Genomic DNA, 25,147 nt, shown 5'->3' on the forward strand with positions numbered 1-25,147 from the left:
AAAATAACAAATGAGTAAATGTAGCCGGTCATGCGATAGTTGGACAAACTGCAATTTAATACTAACTCTCTAGATAAATCGGTTGCCCGCTTTCTAATGATTCCAGGCACTTTACAACCCTTACCATGGCTTTCGGATTTAATAATTTTATAGCTTCCTGCGGCTTAGAAAATTTATATTCGCTAATCTCCTTTTGGTCTATATTTATGCATTTAATCTTTTCTATTCCCAAAATTCCACCGAAAAATATAAATTTTAATGCATCGCCTTTTTCACGATTATGGGTGTAATCAACCAATAAGAGATCTTTAATTTTAACGTACAATCCTATTTCTTCTTTCACTTCGCGTCTACAACCCGCTAGTGGCGACTCGTCTTTATCAACTATTCCTCCTGGTAAAGTCCAATTTGGTTTATAAGATGGTTTAACAATTAAAATTTCTTTTTTCTTGTTAAGAAACAGAGCCGCTGACGCAACTCTTTTCCTTGGTAAATTTTTATAAAATTTTTTATCTATCATTATATTTTCTTTAATTTAAATTTTTTAATCCAGTCCTAATCTTCTAACTTAATTTCAGTTATTCGTGCGATCGTTGGACAAACTGCATTTTAAACTCTTGCTAAATCAAACATTAAAGTAAGCCGAACCTATTCCTTAAGTCGAACTCAATATCGACATCTCTCACTCTTAAGTATCTTATATAAGGTACTAATTCAAAAATCTCAGCTATAAAATCAATTTCATTTTTACATTCATGGGGATGGATAAAAACACTTTTTTGCATTGGATAAAAACCAATTTCCTTAAGTTTTACAGCCAGCGCCGTTCTTCCTTTTTTCTTATCTTCGGGAATATCAAAAGTTACTACGCGCCATAATCTATCCCATTTTAGAGGTTTTTTGATTTCAATTTTATCTAAATTGTAAACTAAAACCTTTTTTTGACCCACTTCAGTTAAGACAAGGCGAACAGTGCCATCTTTATTTTCTTTATAATCTATAATTTTTGCCTTGTATAATTTCTTTATTGATTCTCTTAAACTGCGCTCATTTACCTTTCTCCACTCTTTGGCAACGTCTTTCAAAATCTTAAAGTAGGCATCGGGACGGCCCGTCAAAGATAAAACGAGTCCCGCTTGCAAAAGCAATAAAACTTTTTTTCCCACGTGTCCTAAATGTCGCATTATCCAAGATAGTATCAAAAAATTTTGCGGTCGGTCAAGCGATCGCAGGACGAGCTACAAATCAACTGAAACAAAAAAATATTGAAACCAAAACCTTTAAACAAATACCACGCGCGGTAAAATCGAAGGGGAAATGTCGCTATTTTACTTTAATAATTTTAACATTTCTTTCCACGGCCTCGTGTTAACAATATCCGATGACTTGGCCCAGCCGCGGCGCGCTTGAGCGATGCCAAATTCCAAGTAATGGAAACTGTTTTTTGAGTGAGCATCGGTATCAATGGATAGTTTTACTCCGGCCCCAACCGCTTTGCGAATATATTCGTCTTTCAAATCAAGACGGTGGGGATCAGCGTCAATCTCAAGAACGGTGCCGGTTTCTTTAGCTATTTTAATGATTTCATCTATATCAACATCGTAGGGTTCGCGCTTTTGAATTAATCGGCCGGTGGGATGAAATAATATATCGGCATTTTTATTTATCATCGCCTTTATAATTCGTTTTGTTTGTTCTGCACGGGAAAGATTGAAATGCGAATGAACTGCGATCCCGACGACATCAAGCTTGGCTAAAACCGCATCTTCTATATCAAGCGAGCCATCTTTTAATATATTGACTTCAGCACCTTTTAAGATCCTGAATTTTGTCCCGCCGATGCGGGATTGAATTTTATCTATTGCAGCCATTTGTTTTAGTAATTTTTTTTCGTCGGAGCCGCCGGTCATCGCCAAACTTTTTGTGTGATCGGTAATGGCAATATATTCTAACCCCGCATCAAACGCGGCTTTTGCCATTTCTTCTATCGAGTTTTCACCATCAGTCCAATTAGTTTGGACTTGAAGATCCCCTTTTATTTCGTTGTATCCTATAAGTTTCGGAAGTTTATTTTTTAGAGCGACCTGAATTTCACCGCTATCAGTCCTTATTTCCGGAGGCGGTGTTTGCATTTTCAATGTTTTATAAATTTCTTCTTCGGTTCTTCCGACAATTAACTTTTTTCCTTTAAAAAGTCCGTACTCATTCAATTTATAACCCATTTTCTCGGCTAAGGCTCTCAAAGTTATATTATGCCGCTTGTCACCGGTAAAATACTGTAAAGTAGCTCCGAAACTTTTATCGGCCACAACACGAATATCGGCATCCATACCATTTTTTAGCCGCACCATTGTTTTCGTAGACCCAGAAGAATAAACATGGGCGATTTCCGGAATTTTCAAGAAAAAATCTGTCACTTCTTGTGGTTTGCTCGAAGTTACTAAAATATCCAAATCACCGACTGTTTCCTGCATTCTTCTGATAGAGCCGGCGATCGCTACGCGATCTACCGATTTTATTTTTTTCAACCGGTCTTCTATTGTTCTTGCAAGCGGTAAAACATCTCCCAAAAGAAACCGCCCGCTGGATTTTTTTAAAAACTCAATGCCTTTTAAAATTTTTTGTTCCGTTTTGCCGCCGAAACCCGCCATTTTGGCGATTTTTCCGGCTTTGGCCGCTTTTTCCAAATCACCGATATTTCTAACTTTAAGTTTCTTATAAAGCCTGAAAATCGCTTTTGGCCCAACGCCTTCAACTCTCGACAATTCGCTTATGTTGACCGGCAATGATTTTTTTAACATTTGATAATATTTTAAATGACCGGTTTTAATAAGTTCTTCAATCTTTTCCGCGATAGAAATGCCAACGCCGGGGATATCTTCAACGGCTTTTAATCCGCCTTTTTTATATATTTCCGCTACTTCCTCTTCAAGATTTTCAATGGAATAACCGGCTTTTTCGTACGCGCGAGGTTTGAAAGGTATCCTTTTTATTTCTAAATATTCGCCTATTTCATAAATAATTTTCGCTATTTCTTTGTTGCTTAGTTTCATAATTTATCATTTTCGTGTTGATGATCCATTTCAACTACCGTACTGTAAAGTGAAATCATAATTACCACGCCGACTAAAGATAAAACACCAACAATAATAAAAAGATTTTGAAAACCCAGGCGTTCCGCTAAAATACCTCCTATGGCAGCCGCGCCTGCTGCCGCAAGACCGACACCGATATTTTCTAAAGTCCATTCAGTACCTTCTTTTTCTTTATCGATATGACGCGTAAAAATCGCATACCAACCCGGATTGGCTAAGGCACCGCCAATACCCAAAATAACCTGGGCTAAATATAAATGAGCGGGTGTTTCTACAAACAAATAAATAAAAGGTACGATACTTACCAGTGTTGAGCCGGCAACCATAAAAAGAAAATCGTCTCTTTCGCCCTTGTGGCGATCTATATAGCGAGCCACAGGCATCTGCGCTAAAGCTCTCGTCAATAAGTTGATTGTGGCGGCAAATCCTACGGTAGTAATAGTGGCGCCGATAATTTGATTCGTAACGAAAATAGCAAAAATAGGGCCGATTAACCCGAAGGCGGAAAAAAACATTATATCACCCAGCACTAAAGTTCTTATTACTTTATTAACTAATGATGTAAACATGTATTTTATTCTAACACATTAGCGTCCCTGCGAGGAATTGAACCTCGATCTCAGCCTTCGGAGGGCTGCGCTCTATCCGTTGAGCTATAGGGACTTATAAAGAACGGATTCAAAAAACGTTATACCAGATTTCAAGCGCTGCTCCCAAAACCGCAAACAATCCGATGGCATAATAAGTAAAATTTGGTAAGTTAATTTCGTAAGCCGGTTTTATTTCCGACGTTTTTGATTTTTTATGAATCAATAAAACCGTAACTGCTTGAAAACCAAAAAACACCGCCCCAATAAGACCGATTATAGTTATAAAATTTCTAGCGCCCAATAAAAATAAAGATATCGGGATCAAGCCGGTCAGAAGCCAGGCGAGCCATTTATTTAGTTTAAAGTCATACCATAAAGTTTCCTTAAAATATACGCCATGGCTTAGCGAGGCGCCGGCAATAGCGAGAAGGCCCAAGAGCGATCCAAGAAATAAAATGCTTCCGGAGTTTAGAGCGCGCGCCAAACCAGATATGGCATCAGCGGAGGTAAGAGAACCGGAAACGCCGACAACGATAAAAATAAAAGCCAAATAAATAATTGGCGGAATCAGCGTTCCATAAAGTATTGCTCGTTTTAATTTATTTTTCGTAGTTCCTAAAATGTCTTCCATCTCCGGTATCACGGCGTAGCCCGTAATGGCGAATAATATGATGCCGTAAGGCAATAATAAATTTTTTATATTTATCTCTTTAAAATTTTCTGGATTTACGTAACCGGCGCCCAGTAATGAAATTATAACGATTATAAAAATTATAATGGAACTTACGAAAAATTCGGCCCGACCAAAGATTTTCGGTCTGGCTAAAACCGCGAAAAACCAAAAAAAGAAAAAGGTTAATGAACCCCAGAAAGCGCTTTTGTTAAAAATCAAAGCAAGAAATTCGCCGCCCAATATTATATAAACAAGCAACACGCCGGCGCTCCCCAATAAAACGGAAATTTTAACAGCCCACTCCCATCTCGTTCCTAAATACTCTTTAGCAAATCCAACCAATCTTTTTCTTCCTTTAGTCCTTAATGCAATTTCTCCCAGAATCTCTTGAATTATCAATACCATTAAAACTAGTAAAATTAATTCAAAAAATCCAATTAAAAATCCTGAATGAAAAAAGGCAAATGGCAAACTAAAAATGCCGGCGCCAATAGTAGTGCCGACAAGAGCAAAAACCGCTAACCAAAAATTTTTATCAAGTTTATTAATCATCACAATGTTCACCAAAAAAGATGCACCCATCATAACTTAAAAAAACAACGAAAATCAATTTGGCCGCGACTCTCACTGACAATCGGACTGTGAATAAGAAGAATCATAAGCATTAATCACCAAGGTCGTTGTGACCATAAGAAACAACTAAATCATTAAGTCACATCGCGCTACATTTGCCTTAATGAGGCAAAATCCTGCGTTATGTGTAAATAAAATAAAAATCTAACCAGGCCTTTATTTTATAAGTTAGAATATTCCACCGGCGAGGCCTTGACACGATTTTTTGATTTTAAAGTAAATCCACCACTTGTGGATAACTCCAACATGTCGCTTACCGGGAAGGGGCCCCGCTTTGCGGGGCAAAGCAAGAATCGAAGTCCGACCTTGCATCAGACTTAATAACATCTTCTTAACAATCTTTAAACATTCTGTTAACAGCATATAAACATGGAAATAAATAATAAATAATTCATTTTCCTCGCCCCGTATACAACTTGTTGTTGTACGGGGCTCGCGCGCTCGCTCCGCCAGCTCTTCGCTCGCTGTCCGATGAAAGCGTTTTACCCCGCCATGGCGGGGACCATGCTAAAACGCTTTCATAAGTTTCGGAAAATAATTTATTTATCATTTCTCCACTCAAAAACAAGTGAATTCGGGCTCAGTTATTTTTTGAGGCAGGATATATTTGTTCTCGAGCGGGGTTATGAGCGCGAAGCGGGCATGGTGTCCCGCGAAGCGGGACGAGCGAGCGCGAATCCCTGAGCGAGCATCCCGCAACTGCGGGGAGCGAGGAAAGCGAGAGAATAAATATATTCTGACGATAGAAGTACGTGAGGAAAATGATTTATTTGTTATTTCTTTGCTATTTCCAAGAATGATATAGGCGGGCGAAAAAATATTAAATTCGGCTATAATAAACGTCGCGACATGATAACTTCTATCCGCCCGGCTGGCAGATAAAATTTAGCCATGGTAGCCGCTTAGATGGCAACACATGGCCTAATGACGGAGTAGAAATGTGGAAAGCAGTCACTTAAATTTAAGCAGCTTCTTTTTCGTTACTATCCAGCAGATTAAGAATTTGCTCTCTTTCAGCATTTTCCATTTTTCGTATCGGTAAAATTAAATATGGCGGTTCAAAAGGCAGAAAAAACGTTTTCTCTTGGCGGGTATCGGGTTGGAATTTTTCTTTCATTTTAAGAGTCTCATCTTCTTGCAAGCTTGACAGTTCTTTTAAAATCTCTTTCTGTAGCCAGTTTTTCGGCGCCTCTATAAAAGAGGCGCTCGATTTTTCTTTGTTAGATAGGCCGGGACTTTTTATTATTTTTGAGGAATCATTGTATTTTTGTAAAAGATTTTCGCTTTTTTGAAAAGCATTTTCGTGTTTTTGGACATATTTTATTTCTTTTTTCGAAGATAGCGCATCTGATATAAACTGGTTTGAAAGTTTATTTTTAGCCGTAGAATGATTGGGGTCAGAATATTTTTTAATATATTCAAGAACCCATTCACTGGTTGTAATATAATAACTACCCAATTTCTTACCCTTGAGCTTGTTTTGCCGAATCATTAAGCCCAAATGGTCGCGAGTATAGCCGTAAAGCTGGGCCGCTGTTTTAAGCGATAAATATTTCACAGAATCATTGGTTTCCATAAGATCCTAAATTAATATAGTTATTTTAAGCAGTTTATACAATTTAGGCAGTTGTGATATCTTAATAAAATGGCTGAAATATCTGAAAAATCTTATCGTAAGAGCGATATGAAATAAGTCCTTTTTTTATTATACCAAAAAATGAAAGCTCCGTATCGCCGGATCTGTGGACAACTCCAACATTCGATTTGCGAAGTCGGAGCTATTATATTTAGAAACTAACTTCAAATTGTCGTTTTACCAGGCCGTATGATCCCAGCGACTTGATAGTAAAGTTTGGATAACTACCGGTCACAGTTGTCGAAATTGAAGCACCATTAGACATTGTTGGCGACGGAACTGGTGCGCCCTTTCTGATTTGGTATAATTGCCATTCAATCCCGGAATCGGCCGCATAGATGGCAATGGTTGAGTCTCCTGTATCGCTGGCTAGTTTTACCTGAGTAGCAACTATATTGGCAATTAAACCCGCGACCAATAAAACAATGGAGGAAATGACAACCGTCAAAATAAGAGCGATGCCTGATTGATTTTTATTTATTTCTTTCATGATTGTATAAATCTTTCACTGATTGTAGTTTGAATCTTGGAGTTAACAGATTGATTGCCGACCTTACTTGTAACACCGGTTGTTATTGTCACTCGAGGTTGCAAGCCGTCTCCTGCCGTCTGTCCTATTAAATAAAAATTTAAATAATCAACCGTTACTTCCGACCCAACCACTGAAAAGTAACTAGACCCCCCATTGGAGGATTTTTCAATGATTCGATTGTTTAGCCGATAGATAACCGATTCACCCCTGGCGTTTGTAAATGAAAGAGAATTAACGCTCCCGCCAAAATTTTTGCCGGTTCTGATTTCCCGTGCCATTGATTCAATGGTAAAACGAACATTATCGCCAACGTTGCGCAAAGCAATAATGCGCCGCTGGTTAATTGTCGCTAAAATAAAAATCCCCAAAACAACGGTTACAATCAAACCGAATATGCCGGTAGCAACCATTAACTCTATTAAAGTTAAGCCTTTTTCTGCCGTATTTTTTTTAAATTTTTTACTTAAAAACTTCATAACGTTAGACAAATCATTATTTCCAATTAAATAAATGTTCCTCAATGACAACGGAATACGACTGATTTCTTCTTTGCCAGCTTAGAGTAGAAATAACTCTTATTTCATAGCTTGAAAGGTTTAGGACTGAAATTTTTCGTTTAAAAATCGTTTGACTGCTTCCGGCCGAATAATCATAAACGCCATTTGAACTATTAAGCCTAAGGAATACGTCATTATAGGGACTTAACGAAAGCGAATTATAGGCAACATTATAATCTCCGTTCAATAAACCGTTATTCCATGATAAGTTTTGAAGCCAATTATTATCTCTTACATTTCTTACGACTTCTATGCCTTCTGCGGCTAAATTAGAGGCTACCAGCCGATCACCAAAATTTGACGCCGAAACTAACGAGCTGTTTATAAGTGTTAACGATGAAACAAGCGCTGTTACAATAACGCCCGTAGCCACAATTGTTTCAAGCAGAGTAAAGCCTGATTCTTTTTTGTTACTTATAAAATAATCTTGACTTATTTTTTTCATAAATTTAGCCGATACATCTAAAAAATCATTGAAAAGAAACTAAACCGGCTTTATTAACATTTACTTTCCGTGTTGCGGAGTTTTTATTCATTAAAACTATAGTTACTAAAGCTTGATCTGGGGTAAATCTTACGATTGGATCGGGTGGCGTAAAAACCGCATCCGACAAATTACCGCTTAAACTGCTTATTTTAATCCCTGATTCCAAATTTATCGTCTCAAAATCTTCGGTGCCATTGGCGGCTCTTATGAAATCTCTATCCGAACAATCAGGCAAGACCGCCGAATCGGCAAAAATGATGTAACTTGTTGAATTAGCGCCCGTAAAGTGAACGCCCCAGCCGCAGGGAATGCCGCTAGTTTTATAATTTTTAGATGAAAGCGCAAAAGATTGGGTGCGACGTAAATCCAAAGATAGTTTTTGAGCCGAACGAAAAAGCGCCGAATTTTGCTTTTCGAGTCCAATATTAAAAATAACGATGGCAGAAATTACAACAATGACGGAAACAACAACCATAATTTCAATAAGAGTGAATCCTTTACTCATCCCGTTAGAAATTTTATATTGATTAATCAATTCGTTATTAAGTTCAGTAATTATTTTTACTCTTAAAACTGAGAAAAATGGAAATAGATTTCTAACGGGACTCATATATTATTGAGATTTTATCGCCGTCTTGCAGGAAGATTTCATACGGCTTTAACATTTTTTTGCCGTTTAAATACCAATACCATGATTTTTCACTGTTTTTAACAAAGCTTTCAATGGCCGAAAGATTGCTTTTCTCATCAAGCCTGTAAGAAAAATCTCCGGCCTTTGATGCTTGAATTAGCGTGTCAATCGGCGTTTCGTTTTTGACTATGTCGCCCTCAAAACTTCTTATTTTACCGTTCCCAAAATCAATCGTTAAAACTACACTGCCAATAATTTCCATTTTTAGCTGATCGGCCACCGGGACAATTAACTCTTTTTTAAGAGAAAAGCCGACAACAAAACCAACGACAGTTAAAAGCAAGACGGCGCTTAGCATTAAAAAATAATCGTTATTTTTTTGTTTTTTTATGTTAGTCATCTAAAAAATGATAAAGCTTAATATTAAATCCGACAGAAAAAAAGCGATAATAGCGCCTGTAACCAAAAACGGTCCGAAAGCAACTTGGCTTTTTAGGGTCTTCTTGCCAAGCCCTACTAAGATTATACCAAATGTGGCGCCAAAAATAAAAGCCAGCGTTAAAGCAACGGCAGTTGATAAGGGATTTAAAAATAAAGCGATTAAAACAGCCAGCTTGGCATCGCCAAGGCCCATAGCCTTGCCATGAGAAAAATAAAAAAGCAAAAAGAAAAATAAAAACGCGATTACGGCAACTGAAAGCGGCCAAACAAGTATTTCAATATTTTGAAATTTGAAAGAGTTAAAAACGTTATATAAAAAAACAACGATAGTAACCGGATAGACGATTTTATCGGGAATAATTTTCCATTTAAAATCACAAACTGCGATAACTAAAAGCGCTGAAAAAATTAAAATTTCATAAAATGTATTCAGCAATTGGAAATTAGAAATTGGAAATTGGAAATTGTCGAGATTCTTGCTGAACACTAAAATCCATATCAGACCGGAAAGAATCTCGACTGTGGGATATTGCCAAGAAATCTTTTTACGGCAATACCGGCAACGACCGCGAAGGTACAAAAAACTTAATAAAGGCATTAAATCATACCACTTTAAGCTGGTTCTACATTCAAGGCACATTGAACGGCCAAAAAACCCACTCTTCAGTTGAAGGGTGGGTTTTTTCAAGCGGTAAATAACAACGTTTAGAAAACTGCCAAAAACTAAGCCCAAGATAAAAACTAGATAAGACATGGATCAAGTTTAGGCTTCGCGCTTTAGGATTTATTGAGCAATATCGTAACAGGCCTTGCCGGCAACGCCGCCACAACTTGCCGTATCGGCACCGGCAAATCCGGAGGTGTAGGCACTTGTATAAGGGCAGGCGCTACCGGTTGTGGAAGTACAATCTCTATCCTGGTTTAAAAGTAAACTTGTAGTGTCTTCTAAACTGGTGCCAATATGATATGACTGCGGGCCAATAGTGCCAGCGGGCGTATAATACGCATACCAATAACAGTTATCGGAATTGGCAGTGCAAACCGTGCCTGTAGGAGACAAAGGATCTTGCGGCCATGTTGCTATTTCGCCATTTGTAACTAAGTTACCCAATACAGTCGGATATTTGCCGTTTTTGCCATAATAATCCTCTACAGCGGTTTGCAATGTTCTGACATCGGCAATTCTTTTGGTGTCTCGCGCCCTCTTTCTGGCGCCGGTGAGATTAACAACAATAATAGACGCCAAAAGGCCTATAATACCGATAACTACCAAAAGTTCCAGCAAAGTAAATCCTGCTTGCTTTTCCGGAGAGATAGATGTTGGGTATTTTTTATTTGATTTTTTAAATATAAACATAAATTTATTTAATAATGATTAAATCGACCTTTTTTAGAATGCGTTAACTAAATTATATATCGGCAAAAGAATTGCCGCAACTAAGATACCCACACCCGCCCCCAGAACAACAATTAGAATCGGCTCAATAAGATTAACGATATTGTCAAACGCGCGGTTAACCTCTTCTATAAAAAAAGTTGCAACTTGTTTTAAAATCGTATCTATTTTCCCGGTTTGTTCGCCAATTAAAATCATTTGAGTGACCATCGGCAGAATCTCGGAATGTCGGGCAAAAACAACGCTGATGGTACTACCCTTTCTTACTGCCTCATTCGCTTCAAGGATAATGCGCTTATAAACCGCGTTCCCGACAACATCGGCAGTTATTTCAAGAGATTGGGAAATGGCAATGCCGGCTGACACGAGAGTTGATAATGTTTCCGCGAATCGCGCCAAATAAATTTTTTTAAGAAGCGCTCCAAAAATGGGCAAACGCAACTTAAGACCGTCAAACGTATAATGCCATTCGGGTGATTTTTTTATCGAAATCCAGCCGAAATAACCTAAAATTCCCAAAGCAAGAAAAACAATCCACCCCCATGTTTTAGTAAAATTAGAGGTGCCAATCAAAATTCTGGTAACAAGCGGCAACTGTTGGCCGGATTCCACCAATATGGAAGTTATATTCGGAATAACAAATATTAACATTAACATACCTACTAAAATAAAAGCGGCAAGAATGAAAGCCGGGTAAATCATGGCTCCCCTGGCCTTAGCGTTTAAAAGGTATTGGCGACTGATGTAATCCGCCAAGTAGACAAGCGTCTCTTCAAGACGGCCAGAAATCTCTCCGGATCTTACCATCTGAATATAAAAATTTGAAAATGCTTTTGGATACTTAGCGAGCGCTCGGGAAAAAACCATTCCGGCATCAACATCATTTGCAATACCGTCAACAACTTGAGAAAAATAAGGATTATCTATTTGCCTGGACAAAACTCTCAGTGACTGAACCAAAGGAACCTTAGCGGCAATCAAGACCGCTAACTGTTTTGTAAAAAGAACAATGTCTTCGGTTTTTATCCTACTGAAGAATAGAGATACTATCTGATTTAATCGCGCAAGCGTCAACCGTTCCTCCGCTTCTTCAAACGGTTTAACTTCCGTAATTATTAAGTGTTGATTTTGTAAAACAGAAATCGCCGCCTCAAGTGAGGGCGCTTCGACAAAATCAGATTCAACTTTGCCTTCCGGCGTTCTAGCCGTGTATTGGAATTTAGGCATCCCCCACCCTTTCTAAATAAATTTTAAACGCGACCTTTGTTTGAGGTTTGTAATAATTATCATTAAATTTAATATATTTTTTCTTAGTCATAGTTTCAAATTAAAAAAGCGAAATTTAGAAAGGGTGGGGGATTAATGACTAATCATCGTTTGAAACTCTGCCGGATTTGAGGCGTAGGCCATCGCCGTTTCGGGCGCCACTTCACCGCGACGAACCAACTCCGCCAAGCTGTGATTTAAAGAAATCATACCACTTTCTAGCGAAGTTTCAATTACCAAATCAATTTGATGGGCCTTATCTTCCCGAATTAGGTTAGAAGTGGCGTTATTACTAAACATTACTTCAGTTGCCGGTATCCGACCTCCGGAAATTTTTGGAAGAAGCCGCTGGGAAATTATTCCCGAAAGCGCGTTGGCAAGTTGCGAGCGTATTTGGTTTTGTTGGTCCGCGGGAAAAACATCAACAATTCTGTCAATGGTCTGACTGGCGCTATTGGTATGAAGAGATGAAAACACCAGATGCCCGGTTTCAGCCGCGGTCAGAGCCGACGCAATGGTTTCCGGGTCGCGCATCTCGCCTATCATTATAACATTTGGATCTTCTCTTAGAAGAGAGGCAAGGGCATTATAAAAATTTTTAGTATCAGAGCCTACCTCTCTTTGATTAACTAAAGACTTATTGCCAATAAAAAGATATTCGATCGGATCTTCAATTGTAATAATATGTTCGGCGCGTAAATTATTTATTTCGTCAATGATAGATGCCAAGGTGGTTGACTTACCATGGCCGGATGGACCGGTAACCAAAACAAACCCTTGTTCTAGCTTTGAAATTTTATGGATTACGGCCGGCAAGTTTAGTTCTTCAATAGTTTTGATTTTTGAAGGAATTAATCTTAAAGCCGCGCTGGTAAAGCCCTTTTCAAGAAATACATTTACCCTAAAACGCGCTTTATCCTTAAAATTGTAAGAAAAATCAATCTCTTTTCTTTCGAGAAATGCGTCTTTTTTTTCGCCTAAAAGAAGATAAGCCAAATCGGCAGAATGTTCTTCTGTTAAAATTGAAAATTCTTCAAGCGGCGTAAGAGCGCCGTCAATCCTTAAAATCGGTTTGTATCCTGTATTTAAATGTAAGTCTGAAGCGTTGAATTTTAACGCGCTTAACATTAAATCTTCTAATTCCTGCTGGATGGTTGGCATGTTTTATAATAAATAATTTAGAATTTTAACAAGATTTTATCTTTATGTCTTCTGTTCTTCGGCAGCGCTTACCACCAGAATAAGTTCGTTAAATCCTATCACTCCTTCCAGAACTTTTCTAATGCCGTCTTGAAACATCGTTATCATCCCCTGCCTTTTGGCTTCGGCCGTAATTTTTGATTCGGTAGGTCCCGAAATAATAATCTCTTCAAGGCTTGGCGTCATTTCCAAAAGTTCAAATACGGCAATCCGCCCTCTGGTTCCTTTGTGGCCGCACTTAGAACAGCCCTCCGCTTTATAAATCTTTACTTCTTCCCTTTTTATTTTCAGCCGTGATTCTTCCGGCATAGAATCAATGGCGTTTAAAATCACTTTTTTTATCGGTTCGGGCGCTTCAACTTCTTTTTTACAATCCGGACAAAGCCTTTTCACTAACCTTTGGGCCAAGGCCACATTTAGCGCCGAAGGTATAAGATATGGTTCAACGCTCATATTTATAAGGCGCGGAATGACACCGACGGCGTCATTGGTATGAAGTGTTGATAAAACGAGATGCCCGGTCAAAGCCGCTTGGGTTGCCAAACCGGCGGTTTCGGCGTCACGAATTTCGCCGACCACAATAATATTTGGATCCTGCCGCAAAATCTGCCGAAGGCCATTAGCGAAAGTGTATTCCAGTTCCGGCCTTATTTGCGACTGATTAACACCCTCAATGTAATATTCCACCGGATCTTCCAAGCTTACGATGTTTACCGATTCGGAATTTAAAATCTGCAATATGCCGTAAATAGTAGTAGATTTTCCGGAACCGGTCGGGCCAGTCATTAAAATCATTCCGAATGGTTTCCTAATACCTCTCTCAATAACCTCAAGGTTGCGGCCGACAATGCCGAGTTCCGAAAGGGTCCGGAGTCCGATGGTCGGATCCAAAATCCTCATCGTAACTTTTTCGCCGCGGGCAGTAGGCAATACCGCAACACGAAGATCTACTTCTCTTTCATCGGCCATTGTCGTAAAACGGCCATCCTGCGGCCGCCGCGTTTCGTCAATTTTCAAGTTGGAAAGAATTTTTACGCGGGCAACGATTGCCGGCGCAATTTCAACCGGTAATATCACAACGGTTTGAAGAACGCCATCAAGCCTGAAGCGAACCCGAAGTTTTTTCATCAATGGCTCAATGTGGATATCGGATGCTTTTGATTCAATGCCATGCCTTAAGATTGTCTCCACCATTCGGATTATCGGCGCTTCTTCAACCTTATCGGTTTTCAACACTGTTTCAGGCAGTTTAATTCTTTCTTCGGCCAATTCTTTTCTTAAGCCTTCCAGAGCTTCGCCCACTTCTTCTTTTAAACCGGCGTATTGTTTTATCAACTGAGACCAATCGTCTTCACTAATCTTAAAAACTCTGGCCACCAGGCCATTCCGAGATGCTAAAAAATTAAGCGCCTCTTGCGCTTTGACATCGCCGGTATCAACCAAGCCTACATCCAGCACATTCTCCGAAAGAGCCAGGGGGATCATTTTGTAGTACTGAGCCGCTTCTTCAGGAATTAAAACCAAAACATCCGGCGATATTTTTTGTTCCTTATCGATTTTTATCTTTTCCGCCACGTTTATAATTTTTAATATGGAACAAACGGATTGACTCGTCCAAGCGAGTCGGCAATTATCGGAAGTCCTCCGTAAATTTTCAGCGATTTATAAAAATCGCCGTCAAAAACATCAAAACGAAATCCCGGTAATTCGCCAACTTTTAATTCAAGAGGATTTAAAACCGGCGCCGGCGAAATAATCGGGGTTTTCAAAGACAGGCCGACTCCTTTATAAAAGAAAAAATAAGCGCCGGCTCCTAAAACCAAAATGGCAAATAACCCAATTAAATAAGACAGGTAAGATTTATTGGAAGATGCCGGAGGTTTGAAAGCTCCAAAAGTACCTGATGACATTGTGCTGGGGATATTAACCATAATTATTGATAGTAAGTGCTTATTATTAAATTAAATTCCAAGTTATCGGTCCGGGCACCGATTTGACCCGGTCCCACTCCAACAAAAGAAATGCCGACAACATCAAAAATTCTTAAACTCTTTTCCATAGCCTTGAGATAATTCTGAAAATCAAAATACGATCCTTTAATTTTTACTTCCATCACCAATGTCTTGATATTTTCGCTTTTAAAATCTTCTGGTTTAAAATTAACTCCCAAAAATTCCATGCCGGTTTCCGAAGCCAGGGCTTCAAGGTTTATGAGAAGCTCCGGGATATTTTGGCCCGCCGGAATGGCTTTATTAAAAGAAGCGATATCGGCGCTCCGTTCATTATATTGACCAATCAATCGCTCTAAATTTGCCGTAAGTTTTTTTCTTTCGGCCAGGTTTTCTTCATTCTGTTTTTTTACTTCAAGCGCGGCATTGATATGGCCGTAGAGCGGCATTAAAACCCAAAAGCCTATTGCCAGGGCAACAAGAATTAAGACCAATGGAAAAATCAAATATCTAAAAATGTTGATGTTCATGCCGTTTTTATCTAATAAATATTTTTGGATCAAGCAACATTACCAATTCAAAGTCCAAACCGCTTGTTCCAAAATTAATGCCTTTCACTTCCAAATTTTTGACGTTTTCGTTTTCGCGCAAGGCCACCATTTGTTTGGCTAGAGCAGTATAGTTTTGCGCCGAACCCTTAAGTTGCATAGCGCTTTTTTCGCGATCAACATCAAATTTAGTGAAAACTACTTTTGAATAAGTAAGCGAACCGATAAGTTCCATCATCTTAGAAAGATAACTATGATTTGCCACAAGGCCGCTAAAAGCGGTAAGCGAATCGGCTAAGTTTGCTATTGTCATTTCGTCGCCCTTGCTGACTTTTGCCGCCTCAACTTTTATTTGATTGTTGATGTTGACTATATCCGTCTCAATCCCGGACAAATAAACCCTAAAAAATATGAACGCGGAAATAGTCAAGAAAAAAAATACCAAAGAAACCCTAAGCGGCCACCGCCAGGTTATTGTATAACTTTTTGATTTTTGTGTTGCCAGTTCTACCATATTTTATTGAAGAGATCTTAGCGCCAAACCAGCTGCTACCGTAAATTCATGTCCTATTTCATCAATTATCGGCTTAAAATTTGGGGGATAAGCTATTCGGCTGAAAGGATCGCCGGCCGCAACATCAATTTTCAATTGGCCCTCAAAGTATTCCGCAAGGCCGGGCATTTTAGCGGCGCCGCCGTAAATAATCAATCTCTCAATTTTTTTCTTGGTTTTTGTAAAATAAATTTCAATAATATTTTTAATGGCAAGGGCAACCGTATCAAGAAGCGGGATGAGCACCGCGGCTATTTGAGCATTATTGTCTAAAGTTTTCAATCCATTTTCCTTTTTTATTTCTTCGGCCCGGCGCCAGCTTACGTTGAGATTATTTGAGAGAACCCTCGTCAAATCTTCGCCGGAAGTTTCGATGGAATGGCTTATTCTTAGAAATCCGCCATCAACAATGCTTATAGTGGTATCGCGAGAGCCCATATCGACTAAAACCGTCGGAGTCGGATCATTTCCCATTAAAGCCCGGACAGCCGAAATGGTCTCAAGTTCAACCGCTAAAAGCTTCAAATTGGTTTCTCCGGCAACTGAAGCGTATTCATTTATCAGTTCTCTCGGAATAGCCACAAGAAGAATGAGTATTTTCCCGCTGCCATTTGAACCAATCAAAGACCAGTCAATAGCAACGCTGTCAAGCGATACCGGAATATACTTTTTGGCCTCAAACTGAACCGCGCTCTTAATTTCCGCTTCGGACATTTGCGGCAATTCCATTACCGTAAGAAAACTTGAAAAAATCGGCATCGACATATTGATTTCCTTTGCGGTTATTCCGCTTTCTTTAAGGAGCCGCCTTAGCATCAAAACAGCCTCGCCGCCAAAAATTTTTTGAGTTTTTTGCGTTGGCGGACCTTGAACCGAATTTGTCGCCGAGAGCGAGTAATTTTCCAAAATCCCGTAATTTTGGAGCTTGGGCCGGCCATTCTCAATTGAAAGTTCAATTATTTTTATTGATAAGGTACCGATATCAACACCTAAATAGTTTTTCGGCCCTAACTCAAAACCAAACAATTTAAAAGGTGGTGCCATAAGAGGGGTTTACAAACTGAATGTTTAATTCTATTATATCATAAAAAATGAAACTCAAAGTAAATATACTTATCCACATTCTAAAAAATTTAGGAATAATGAAATGAATCTCTCGCCATCATTCAAAAACAGGTTAACGTCGCGGGCGGAAAATGTCCTAAAATTCGCTGAAAATTTGGCTAATAGCAGCTCAAATTTTGAGCAGAAAAAAGCCAGGCTTTCAGTCGGACATCTTTTAGAAGCAATTTTTACGATTCGCGGCAGTTTAGCTTACAATATTTTACAAAATCACAATCTTAAATTGAGTGATTTTTCTTTCCCTTCAAGAAATGACTTGCCACTAAAAATGGCCCTAAAAAGCGCCCTGGAAGAAGCGATGAAATATAATTACAGCCATATTGGTACCGAGCACTTGCTTTGGGGGGCTTTAAAAGAAATGAGGGACTGTGTTAAAACAGAGAGACTTCAAATGGTGGTAAACACCGAAAACCACCTAAAAGAAATTTTTTCGGTTTCAGGAAGAACAAGTAATTTAAAAAACGCGGATCTTCCAAAATCTAGGACATACGGCCAGAACATTTTTGACAAACTGATTATTGACGCTTATAAAAACTTGGTAAATCTGCCCGACGTTTTGAATAACGACCATGCAAAAGAACCGTCATCGGCTCTAGAAACTTTCGGCACGGAACTGGTTGAAGCGGCAAAAAAAGGAACAATTGATCCGACGATCGGCCGGGAAAAAGAAATCAAAAGAATCGTAACCATAATGAGCCGGCACAACAAAAATAACCCGATGCTTATCGGAGAACCGGGCGTCGGGAAAACTGCTTTAGTTTACGGCTTGGCTCAAAAAATCGCGACTTCTGACGTGCCGCCATTTTTATTAAAAAAAAGTATTTATCAGCTTGATCTCGGGGCCATTGTCGCCGGCACTACTTTCAGGGGCGAATTTGAAGCCAGAATAAAAGACATTCTCTACGAGGCCGAAGAAAAGAATGCCGTTATTTTTATTGACGAGTTTCATACTGTAATCGGCGCCGGCGCCGCCCAAGGTTCGCTTGATGTCGCCAATATAATCAAACCCCTGCTGTCTATGCGTAAAATCCAAATCATCGGCGCCACTACCATAGGCGAATGGCGAAAACACATTGAAAAAGATGCCGCTCTTGAAAGACGTTTTCAGCCGATAACAATAGATGAACCAACAGAAACCCAAACAGAAGAAATCCTTTTAGGGCTTCTTCCTGTCTTAGAAAAACATCACAATTTAAAAATTACGCCCGAAGCCATAAAATCCGCAGTGGTTTTGGCAACAAGATATTTAAACGAAAGGTTTTTGCCCGACAAGGCAATCGACCTTCTTGATGAAGCCGCCGCTCTAAAATCGCTGGAAAATAACCTGCCGGCTGTTTTAAAAGGCAACGATGTCGCTAGGGCGCTGAATATCATCACGGGAATCCCGATTAAAAACCTAGCCGGCCCAAAAAACGACTTAACGGCGACGCCCGACTTGACTAAAATCGAAAAGAAACTGGGCCAAAAAATCATCGGGCAAAAAGAAGGGGTAAGAATAATCGCGGAAACCCTAAGGCGCGCCAATGCCGGCTTAAATAACAAAGAAAGGCCGCTCGGATCATTCCTCTTCATCGGCCCGACCGGAGTTGGCAAAACCGAATTAGCTAAAATTTTACATCAAGAAATCTCGCCCTCAACTCAAATAATCAAATTTGACATGTCCGAATTTTTGGAAGCCCATTCAATCGCCAAGCTTATCGGATCGCCGCCGGGTTACATCGGCTATGAAGAGCCGGGCAATCTCACGGAAAAAATAAGAAGAAATCCTTACGCCGTAGTTCTTTTTGACGAAATTGAAAAGGCTCATCCTCAAATTGCCAATATTTTGCTCCAGATTATTGAAGAAGGAAATTTAACCGATAATCACGGTCGCCTAACCAGCTTTAAAAATGCCATTATAATATTGACATCCAATCTCGGGTCAAAAGAATTCAGCCGCGAAGCCAAGCGATTCGGCTTTATTTCAAATCACAAAAAATCTTTGCGCGATAAGTATAGCGAAATAAAAGAAGCCGGCTTGAAAGCGCTGCGCCGGCATTTTGTTCCAGAACTATTATCGCGCCTTGACGAAATTATTGTTTTTAATCCTTTAGGGCCAAGCGAGGTGAGAAAAATCGCCATGCTGGAAATGAAAAAAATGACCGAAGAAGCTCCCGATTATAAGATCACTGTAAAAAACGGCGTTTTTGACTTTATAATTACTAAAGCCGGATTCCACCAAAACGGCGCCAGAGAAATAAAGCGCTTGATAAATAAAACGATTGCCAATCCTCTGGCAGAATTTCTTCTTAATAAAAAAAATCATGGCAGAAAAAACCTGGACATTAACGTCAAAAATAACAAAGTTGTTATTTCATGAACTTGAAAAATCTTCTGCTTGATCTGATTTTCCCTCGCCATTGCCTTGGTTGTAGAGTTGAACTCACGTCAAAACAGGCCTCGCTTATTTGCGCGGCCTGTTTTGACAAAATCATTTTAAATTCCGCCCTAAAATGCCACATATGCGGCTTAAGAATCGGCCGAATGGAGGTACACAAAAACTGCCGGAAAAAAACGAATATAAAAACTATATTTTCGGCCGGCCATTATAGCGATCCGATTTTAAGAGAAGCAATCCATGTTTTTAAATACCGCTCTATAGAATCTCTTAAAGAAATTCTGGCGGAATTAATGGTTAAATACATTAAAAAAGAGCGTCTTCTAAGCGAGTTCACCGATTCGATTTTGGTGCCGATTCCACTTACTCTAAGACGAAGAGTGATCCGCGGCTTTAACCAAAGCGAACTTCTGGCTAACGAGCTCTCAAAATTCCTTAACTGTCCGGTTGTGAACATGCTAACGCGAAAAAAATTTACGGCGCCGCAAGCCGACATTTCGGATTGGCAAAAAAGAAAAGAAAATGTTTCCGGCGCTTTTGCCTTATCCCCCCGCCCAGATTTTTCTGGGCGAGGCTCGCCCACTTTGTGGGCGGCATCTTATCCACCCGCCAAAGGCGAGGCTCGCCCCGCTGCTGCGGGGCGGCAAAACTATCGATGTCCGACATCAATAATTTTAGTTGACGATGTTTCAACCTCCGGCGCCACTTTGGAAGAAGCAGCGTTGATCTTGAAAAAAGCCGGAGTAAAAGAAATTTACGGGTTAGTCGTCGCTAGGGGCTAGCGCGGAATGATTTCTCTAAACTCCGGCAAAGCTAACGGAGAAATGGTAATTACCACTGATTTGGGAATTGAACCTCCTGGACCGGTGCAGGTCAAAGTGTAAGTAACGCTTGGCGGCGGCGAAGGTATCACCGTTTGACCAACAGAGTTATTCAAAGCCTTGGGGCCATTCCAATCGCTTTGAGTTGGATTACTTGAAGCGTTACAAGAAGTGGTATAAGTAGAATCCCACTTTAAAATTGAGCTTTGGCCTTGAAAAATGGAAGTTGGATTGGCCGAAAAATTAAGAGTTGGCGGACAACTGGGAGTATCAACATTCAAAGAATTCGATCGCCTAGTCCCGGCACTATTGTAGGCCTCAATCTGATAAAGATAGGAAGTATTTTGGCTGACGGTTGTGTCGGTAAAATTCAAAGCGATATAGGGCTGATAAGGAGAAATGTCAACGCGAGCAGAGCCTCTTAAAATTCTATAGGCATCTGCTCCGCTTGAAGCAGTCCAAGTTAACCCCACAGAATTGCAAGCGATACTGCCTTGGCTTAGATTAAAACTTCCAGGTATCGAAATATAACCGGCCGTGACCGTTTTATTAGCGGTCATGGTCACATTGCATGTGCGGTTTCCACTCCCGCTGACGCTGTTGCATCCTGACCAGCTTGAAAAGTCGGCGGAGCCTTTGGTAGCGGGAGCAGTAAGAGAAAGACTGGTGCCATCTGTTACAGTTTTGGTGTAGTTGGTCGTACCGCCATAAGTCGAGGGTGAACCGGTAATAGCAACGCTTGAAGCTCCGGAGGAGTTAACCGAGAGGGTGTAGTTGGCTGGAGCACAATTCGGAGTGATAAAAGATCGATTAGAGATTACACTGCTTCCATCGCGTAAAGCATATATGTAAGTAGTATTCGAATCTAAAGGATCCAGGGTTACGCTTCCACTTGCGGGAAGCGTAAACCAATCCCATCCCGCAGAATTATACATTCCAGACGGAGTATAAACTATCGAATCGCACCAGTAATTTTTGCATACATCAAGATTTACTGCATGATTAGAATTAGAATTAGTCCAGCTGATTGTAGCCCGCGCGGTCTCGCCCACGCATGTAGGAGAGGATGCCGAAGAAGATAAGCAGGCCGGAACCGATACACCGGCCCTGGTTTCCTGGGTCCACTGGGGAGAATCTGGGACGGCGGATAATTTTACGGCAGAAAAATTCGCCGATACCAAAACGTCGGCGGCAATAAATAGCCCGCCCAAAATTATAGCCGCTGAAATAATTATTTTTTTAGAAAAAAATGTGTTTGCCACTGATTAGAGTATACCAAAATATTTATTAAAAAACCCTAACCGTTATCCACAATCGTTAATTATTGGCGCGACCAAGATTCTCATTTATTGCTTTTATGAAATCCGAAAGCCCTTCATTGGCGCTTTCCGGATTATTTCCTGGATATGCGCGGCGCCATTCTTCAGAAGTAAGATCTTGCGCCAATTCTTTGGCTTTTTTAAAAGATTCCGCGGCAACAGATTTTTTTTTAAGGTTTAATTGCGCCACGCCTAAGGCATTCCAGAGCCAGGGATTGTTTTCTCCCTCCAGTATTTCTTTTAACGCCATACTGACTATTTTTTCCGCTTCCATATATTTGCCTTGTTTTGACAAAACCCATGCCAAATCGTTATATCCGGCCCATTCACTTGGCGCCCACCTGGTGAATCGCCCAAAATCTTCTCCAGCTTTTTCCAGGTCGCCCGCCTGATTTCTATACCCATAAATCAATCCCCGCACGTAAAGTGAGCGTAAATTTTCCGGATTAGCTGCCAGTTCTCTATTTATTTCTTCAAGCGCCCCGTTGTAGTCGCCTTTTACAAAAATAATCCGTGCCAGCTGATAGTGCCCCCAAAGAATTTTTGGATTTGCTGCGACCGCTTTTTCAAAAGCGATTTGGGCTTTTTTTAAATTGTATTCGCCTTGCCAAAGCGTGGCGCCAAAATAATAATTTCCTAAAAGCAGGGCAAAATCCGCGTCTTTACTTACCAGCCAGAGCGCGGCGTTCGGTTTGCCGTATTTTTGCCAGGCAATTTTTGCCAGGGCGTCCCGCGACAGCGCAAACCCCAAAAACGCAATGACTCCTATTGAAAACCATAAGGGCCACTTATTAATTTTTAGGTTAATCATTCCAGTTTCAAAAGCTCAATCGTGAATTGCTCGCGATATCGAACCACAAAAATATTTTTCTCCGCGAATTTTTCGGTAAAGCTTAGATATTCCTCAAGATACTTTTTGGCGTTAATTTCATCGCCTTCCGCCAAATAAGAAAGAGCTAAAACCTGGGGACAAAAAGAATCAACGTAAGAATCGCCGGCAGGATCCGCTTTTTCGGCAACCGCGATCGCTTTACTATGATTTTCGCCGGCAGCATAAGCCGCCGAGAGAAAGCAATCCAAACCGCCGGCTTTTTTTATCTCGCCTTCGGCCAGAGTAAATTTTTTCTGACGGCCGTAATCCAAAGCCAAGAGCGAGTGAGCGATTCTGACTTCTAAAGATTGATCCGATAAATCCTTGTTTTCTACAACAAGCGCCGCATATTTTGAGGCGCTCGCGTAATCGCCTTTATATGAATAAAGGCGGGCTAAGAGCGTATGCACGCGAAACAGATTTCGCCCGTTAATATCGCTGGAACTGACAGCCGACGGTTCAATGGCGGGCAATAAAATATCCAGAGCTTCCTGCGGTTTGTTGGAACGACTAAAATAATCCAATGCCACAAAATACCGCGCCGCAAAAGCTCTCATTGGATTTAATTCAATGTATTTTAAAAATAAAGGCACCGATTTTTCATATTGTTTCAGCATGTAATAAGAAAAACCGGCATCATTGAGTGCTATTAAAGATATGTCCTTATTCTTACGCTCCAGACCGGAAGCAATCGCTTTTTCAAAATGAACTGCGGCGCCGGAATAGTCGGCACCGGGATAAAGTAAATCTATTCCCGGCGTCTCGGTTATTTTTCCCAGCGCAATTTTCCCTAAATAAAAATGCGACTCGGAATTTCTTGGATTGAATTTCAAAGACGCGTCCAAAAGCGGCTTTGCTTTAATAAAATCGCCTTTTAAAAACTCCGTTGCTCCTTGTTTTAAATAATACGCGCTTAGAAGCTGCGTACCGGCCAAAAAAATAAAAAGACCGGCTAAAACGACGATGCCCAGTCCAATCCATAAATTTTTTTTATTCATAATCTTTTAAACTCGTAAGCGAAGCCAAATGTTTTTTGGCCTCGCCGGAAAGTTTTTCCTGCCAATCCCCTGCAAGCTTTTTATATTCCGGCCGAAGCGCGGTATAAAATCCGGTAGACTCTAAAAGATAAGTTTCCTTTTGGCCGAAACCAATGGGACGCTTCGGATTTTCAAAACTCACCTCCACTGTGTCTCCGGGAATTAAATGGGTTTCTTTTTTTTCTTCTCCCCTAAGCTCGGTAGAAACGTCTCCCAACCGCGAGTGCAGCGCTTTTTTAATAGAAAGTTCTTCCCCAAATGCAGCAGTTAGATTAGTGGCCTTAGCAACTCCTATAAAACTAAGCCGGTGCCGTTTTGTAAAATCGGCTCTTACAACCAGCGAACCGTCTCCTGAAACCGCTTCTTTTGGCAAAGAAACAATCTCGGCGCCGTGCCTGAAACTTCTTGGTTTCTGAACTATAAGCGGAGTAAATTTCCCGGAAGAATTGCGATAAGAAATATCAATTGACTTACTCGACATACTACCCGATCCTATGATAAGCGGCAAAAATGCCAAGCCTTCCGCCGGAAGCCAGCCCTTAAGGAGTAAATAAAGTCCGCTAAAAACCGCAATTTTCGCAAAAGCGTAAGAACGAACAAGGGCGGAAAAGAAATTATGCTCTCTGGCTTTTTCGCCCGCCATATAGTCGCGATATACAGAGCGCAAAACCAACAAAAGATTTTCATTTTTTGCGACACTTCGGAAGCCAAATTCAATTGAATCGCCTTTTTGAAAAAGGTCTTCGCGGCTCTCGGCAATGCTATTCCAAAGCCGGTCCTTTTTTTGGTTATAAAGATGGTTAATAGATTTTTTAGCGTTAAGGACTGAATTTGAAGGAAAAACGAGCTCTTTTTCAAATTCTTTCTTGCGCGCAAGATACGGCTCTTTTTTAACGGCATCTATAATTATTTCTTCATCTTTAGAGTGAACGATTCTTAAAAATTTAATCCGATGGATAAACGATTCTTCCGGTTCAATTTCTAAAAGGCGCAGAGTTAGCGCTCCGTTGTATTTTTGAGGAGATGAAGAAAGTTTTAACATATCCGGCGCAGGAGCGCTCCACTTGTAGAAGATGTTAGCTAAGCCCGGTTCAAGCGTCTTGAACTCAGACGGGAGAAAGTCGTTTTCAATTTTGAATTCTTCACCGTCAAAATAAGCGACGTGGGGACAAGCCGTACGAGTAGTAGGAGCATCGGCATTGGCCTCATCCGCGCCAAACATACTTTTAGATAAAGAATCCTTTTCCGATGATTTTTTCCCTTTAACTAAATTGGCAACATTAATAAACACCCAACCGAAAACCAAGAGCAGGACGAGGAGTGACGCTTTTAAAATAAAAGTAAAAGACGAGAAAAATTTTTTCATATACTTAATAATATAGTATATTGGTTTAGGTTACTTTGTAAATTTAT

26 protein-coding genes and 1 tRNA gene are annotated in these 25,147 nt (G+C 40.2%); 2 read left to right on the forward strand and 25 right to left on the reverse strand.

Features of this window, described 5'->3' with window-relative positions:
- Nucleotides 1-61: 61 nt before the first annotated feature.
- The 21 genes from HYW79_01900 to pilM form a co-directional block, all read right to left on the reverse strand.
- Entirely contained in the window at nt 62-520 is a 459-nt protein-coding gene (locus HYW79_01900) for an NUDIX hydrolase (protein ID MBI2635275.1), read from the reverse strand.
- Between the two features lie 112 nt (nt 521-632).
- The gene (locus HYW79_01905; GenBank protein ID MBI2635276.1) at nt 633-1,166 is read right to left on the reverse strand and encodes a hypothetical protein; all 534 of its coding nucleotides are present in this window, start codon (nt 1,164-1,166) and stop codon (nt 633-635) included.
- A gap of 162 nt (nt 1,167-1,328) precedes the next feature.
- Nucleotides 1,329-3,053, reverse strand: a complete 1,725-nt coding sequence (polX, locus tag HYW79_01910; GenBank protein ID MBI2635277.1) for a DNA polymerase/3'-5' exonuclease PolX — start codon at nt 3,051-3,053, stop codon at nt 1,329-1,331.
- The gene (locus HYW79_01915; protein ID MBI2635278.1) at nt 3,050-3,664 is read right to left on the reverse strand and encodes an MFS transporter; all 615 of its coding nucleotides are present in this window, start codon (nt 3,662-3,664) and stop codon (nt 3,050-3,052) included. Before HYW79_01915 ends, polX begins: the two co-directional genes overlap by 4 nt.
- Before the next feature lie 22 nt (nt 3,665-3,686).
- Nucleotides 3,687-3,758, reverse strand: a tRNA-Arg gene (locus HYW79_01920).
- Between the two features lie 15 nt (nt 3,759-3,773).
- Complete coding sequence (locus tag HYW79_01925) at nt 3,774-4,943, reverse strand: hypothetical protein (protein MBI2635279.1); 1,170 nt, start codon at nt 4,941-4,943, stop codon at nt 3,774-3,776.
- 1,009 nt (nt 4,944-5,952) lie between these two features.
- Nucleotides 5,953-6,567: a hypothetical protein gene (locus tag HYW79_01930; protein MBI2635280.1), complete on the reverse strand. Its 615-nt coding sequence runs from the start codon at nt 6,565-6,567 to the stop codon at nt 5,953-5,955.
- A gap of 211 nt (nt 6,568-6,778) precedes the next feature.
- On the reverse strand, nt 6,779-7,117 hold the full coding sequence (locus tag HYW79_01935) for a pilus assembly PilX N-terminal domain-containing protein (GenBank protein ID MBI2635281.1): 339 nt from the start codon (nt 7,115-7,117) through the stop codon (nt 6,779-6,781).
- On the reverse strand, nt 7,114-7,635 hold the full coding sequence (locus tag HYW79_01940; protein MBI2635282.1) for a type II secretion system protein: 522 nt from the start codon (nt 7,633-7,635) through the stop codon (nt 7,114-7,116). Before HYW79_01940 ends, HYW79_01935 begins: the two co-directional genes overlap by 4 nt.
- A gap of 16 nt (nt 7,636-7,651) precedes the next feature.
- Nucleotides 7,652-8,161 (reverse strand): type II secretion system protein, encoded by a 510-nt coding sequence (locus HYW79_01945; GenBank protein MBI2635283.1) that lies wholly within the window; start codon nt 8,159-8,161, stop codon nt 7,652-7,654.
- Nucleotides 8,162-8,186: 25 nt separating this feature from the next.
- Nucleotides 8,187-8,813 (reverse strand): prepilin-type N-terminal cleavage/methylation domain-containing protein, encoded by a 627-nt coding sequence (locus tag HYW79_01950; GenBank protein ID MBI2635284.1) that lies wholly within the window; start codon nt 8,811-8,813, stop codon nt 8,187-8,189.
- On the reverse strand, nt 8,800-9,234 hold the full coding sequence (locus HYW79_01955; protein MBI2635285.1) for a hypothetical protein: 435 nt from the start codon (nt 9,232-9,234) through the stop codon (nt 8,800-8,802). The genes HYW79_01950 and HYW79_01955 overlap by 14 nt, the downstream gene beginning before the upstream one ends.
- Nucleotides 9,235-10,029 (reverse strand): prepilin peptidase, encoded by a 795-nt coding sequence (locus HYW79_01960; GenBank protein MBI2635286.1) that lies wholly within the window; start codon nt 10,027-10,029, stop codon nt 9,235-9,237.
- Between the two features lie 30 nt (nt 10,030-10,059).
- Nucleotides 10,060-10,632, reverse strand: coding sequence for a prepilin-type N-terminal cleavage/methylation domain-containing protein (locus HYW79_01965; GenBank protein MBI2635287.1), 573 nt, complete (start codon nt 10,630-10,632; stop codon nt 10,060-10,062).
- 33 nt (nt 10,633-10,665) lie between these two features.
- Nucleotides 10,666-11,898, reverse strand: a complete 1,233-nt coding sequence (locus tag HYW79_01970; protein MBI2635288.1) for a type II secretion system F family protein — start codon at nt 11,896-11,898, stop codon at nt 10,666-10,668.
- A gap of 132 nt (nt 11,899-12,030) precedes the next feature.
- Nucleotides 12,031-13,098: a type IV pilus twitching motility protein PilT gene (locus HYW79_01975; protein ID MBI2635289.1), complete on the reverse strand. Its 1,068-nt coding sequence runs from the start codon at nt 13,096-13,098 to the stop codon at nt 12,031-12,033.
- A gap of 42 nt (nt 13,099-13,140) precedes the next feature.
- Nucleotides 13,141-14,712 (reverse strand): type II/IV secretion system protein, encoded by a 1,572-nt coding sequence (locus tag HYW79_01980; protein MBI2635290.1) that lies wholly within the window; start codon nt 14,710-14,712, stop codon nt 13,141-13,143.
- 11 nt (nt 14,713-14,723) lie between these two features.
- Nucleotides 14,724-15,068, reverse strand: coding sequence for a hypothetical protein (locus HYW79_01985; GenBank protein ID MBI2635291.1), 345 nt, complete (start codon nt 15,066-15,068; stop codon nt 14,724-14,726).
- Nucleotides 15,069-15,070: 2 nt separating this feature from the next.
- On the reverse strand, nt 15,071-15,616 hold the full coding sequence (gene pilO / locus HYW79_01990; protein ID MBI2635292.1) for a type 4a pilus biogenesis protein PilO: 546 nt from the start codon (nt 15,614-15,616) through the stop codon (nt 15,071-15,073).
- 7 nt (nt 15,617-15,623) lie between these two features.
- Complete coding sequence (locus HYW79_01995; protein MBI2635293.1) at nt 15,624-16,148, reverse strand: hypothetical protein; 525 nt, start codon at nt 16,146-16,148, stop codon at nt 15,624-15,626.
- A gap of 3 nt (nt 16,149-16,151) precedes the next feature.
- Nucleotides 16,152-17,231, reverse strand: coding sequence for a type IV pilus assembly protein PilM (pilM, locus tag HYW79_02000; GenBank protein MBI2635294.1), 1,080 nt, complete (start codon nt 17,229-17,231; stop codon nt 16,152-16,154).
- A gap of 103 nt (nt 17,232-17,334) precedes the next feature.
- Here pilM and HYW79_02005 point away from each other — a divergent pair, with 103 nt between their 5' ends.
- A complete protein-coding gene (locus HYW79_02005) occupies nt 17,335-19,668 on the forward strand; it encodes an ATP-dependent Clp protease ATP-binding subunit (protein ID MBI2635295.1) in 2,334 nt (777 codons plus the stop codon).
- The gene (locus HYW79_02010; protein ID MBI2635296.1) at nt 19,665-20,468 is read left to right on the forward strand and encodes a ComF family protein; all 804 of its coding nucleotides are present in this window, start codon (nt 19,665-19,667) and stop codon (nt 20,466-20,468) included. Before HYW79_02005 ends, HYW79_02010 begins: the two co-directional genes overlap by 4 nt.
- Here the strand turns inward: HYW79_02010 and HYW79_02015 are convergent.
- Genes HYW79_02015 through HYW79_02030 form a run of 4 tightly spaced genes read right to left on the reverse strand, consistent with a single transcriptional unit; the run spans nt 20,465 to nt 25,100 of the window.
- Nucleotides 20,465-21,769, reverse strand: coding sequence for a hypothetical protein (locus HYW79_02015; protein ID MBI2635297.1), 1,305 nt, complete (start codon nt 21,767-21,769; stop codon nt 20,465-20,467). The genes HYW79_02010 and HYW79_02015 overlap by 4 nt on opposite strands.
- Before the next feature lie 55 nt (nt 21,770-21,824).
- Nucleotides 21,825-22,637, reverse strand: a complete 813-nt coding sequence (locus HYW79_02020; protein ID MBI2635298.1) for a hypothetical protein — start codon at nt 22,635-22,637, stop codon at nt 21,825-21,827.
- Nucleotides 22,634-23,695: a hypothetical protein gene (locus HYW79_02025; GenBank protein ID MBI2635299.1), complete on the reverse strand. Its 1,062-nt coding sequence runs from the start codon at nt 23,693-23,695 to the stop codon at nt 22,634-22,636. Before HYW79_02025 ends, HYW79_02020 begins: the two co-directional genes overlap by 4 nt.
- Nucleotides 23,688-25,100 carry a hypothetical protein gene (locus tag HYW79_02030; GenBank protein ID MBI2635300.1) on the reverse strand — a complete coding sequence of 471 codons (1,413 nt, stop codon included), beginning with the start codon at nt 25,098-25,100 and terminating at the stop codon, nt 23,688-23,690. The genes HYW79_02025 and HYW79_02030 overlap by 8 nt, the downstream gene beginning before the upstream one ends.
- Between the last annotated feature and the right edge of the window lie 47 nt (nt 25,101-25,147).

It is taken from the genome of Parcubacteria group bacterium (genome assembly GCA_016186325.1).
Lineage (GTDB): Bacteria > Patescibacteriota > Minisyncoccia > UBA10092 > UBA10092 > JACPHB01.

Excerpts from the sequence above, each read along its gene's own strand:
- pilM (MBI2635294.1), bottom strand. The coding sequence starts at position 17,231 with ATGGCACCACCTTTTAAATTGTTTGGTTTTGAGTTAGGGCCGAAAAAC.
- HYW79_01930 (MBI2635280.1), bottom strand. The coding sequence starts at position 6,567 with ATGGAAACCAATGATTCTGTGAAATATTTATCGCTTAAAACAGCGGCC.
- HYW79_01945 (MBI2635283.1), bottom strand. The coding sequence starts at position 8,161 with ATGAAAAAAATAAGTCAAGATTATTTTATAAGTAACAAAAAAGAATCA.
- polX (MBI2635277.1), bottom strand. The coding sequence starts at position 3,053 with ATGAAACTAAGCAACAAAGAAATAGCGAAAATTATTTATGAAATAGGC.
- HYW79_01985 (MBI2635291.1), bottom strand. The coding sequence starts at position 15,068 with ATGGTTAATATCCCCAGCACAATGTCATCAGGTACTTTTGGAGCTTTC.
- HYW79_01950 (MBI2635284.1), bottom strand. The coding sequence starts at position 8,813 with ATGAGTCCCGTTAGAAATCTATTTCCATTTTTCTCAGTTTTAAGAGTA.
- HYW79_01970 (MBI2635288.1), bottom strand. The coding sequence starts at position 11,898 with ATGCCTAAATTCCAATACACGGCTAGAACGCCGGAAGGCAAAGTTGAA.
- HYW79_01925 (MBI2635279.1), bottom strand. The coding sequence starts at position 4,943 with ATGATGGGTGCATCTTTTTTGGTGAACATTGTGATGATTAATAAACTT.
- HYW79_01995 (MBI2635293.1), bottom strand. The coding sequence starts at position 16,148 with ATGGTAGAACTGGCAACACAAAAATCAAAAAGTTATACAATAACCTGG.
- pilO (MBI2635292.1), bottom strand. The coding sequence starts at position 15,616 with ATGAACATCAACATTTTTAGATATTTGATTTTTCCATTGGTCTTAATT.
- HYW79_02030 (MBI2635300.1), bottom strand. The coding sequence starts at position 25,100 with ATGAAAAAATTTTTCTCGTCTTTTACTTTTATTTTAAAAGCGTCACTC.
- HYW79_02020 (MBI2635298.1), bottom strand. The coding sequence starts at position 22,637 with ATGATTAACCTAAAAATTAATAAGTGGCCCTTATGGTTTTCAATAGGA.
- HYW79_01935 (MBI2635281.1), bottom strand. The coding sequence starts at position 7,117 with ATGAAAGAAATAAATAAAAATCAATCAGGCATCGCTCTTATTTTGACG.
- HYW79_02010 (MBI2635296.1), top strand. The coding sequence starts at position 19,665 with ATGAACTTGAAAAATCTTCTGCTTGATCTGATTTTCCCTCGCCATTGC.
- HYW79_01940 (MBI2635282.1), bottom strand. The coding sequence starts at position 7,635 with ATGAAGTTTTTAAGTAAAAAATTTAAAAAAAATACGGCAGAAAAAGGC.
- HYW79_01900 (MBI2635275.1), bottom strand. The coding sequence starts at position 520 with ATGATAGATAAAAAATTTTATAAAAATTTACCAAGGAAAAGAGTTGCG.
- HYW79_01965 (MBI2635287.1), bottom strand. The coding sequence starts at position 10,632 with ATGTTTATATTTAAAAAATCAAATAAAAAATACCCAACATCTATCTCT.
- HYW79_01955 (MBI2635285.1), bottom strand. The coding sequence starts at position 9,234 with ATGACTAACATAAAAAAACAAAAAAATAACGATTATTTTTTAATGCTA.
- HYW79_01975 (MBI2635289.1), bottom strand. The coding sequence starts at position 13,098 with ATGCCAACCATCCAGCAGGAATTAGAAGATTTAATGTTAAGCGCGTTA.
- HYW79_01960 (MBI2635286.1), bottom strand. The coding sequence starts at position 10,029 with ATGTCTTATCTAGTTTTTATCTTGGGCTTAGTTTTTGGCAGTTTTCTA.
- HYW79_01915 (MBI2635278.1), bottom strand. The coding sequence starts at position 3,664 with ATGTTTACATCATTAGTTAATAAAGTAATAAGAACTTTAGTGCTGGGT.
- HYW79_02025 (MBI2635299.1), bottom strand. The coding sequence starts at position 23,695 with ATGAATAAAAAAAATTTATGGATTGGACTGGGCATCGTCGTTTTAGCC.
- HYW79_02005 (MBI2635295.1), top strand. The coding sequence starts at position 17,335 with ATGAATCTCTCGCCATCATTCAAAAACAGGTTAACGTCGCGGGCGGAA.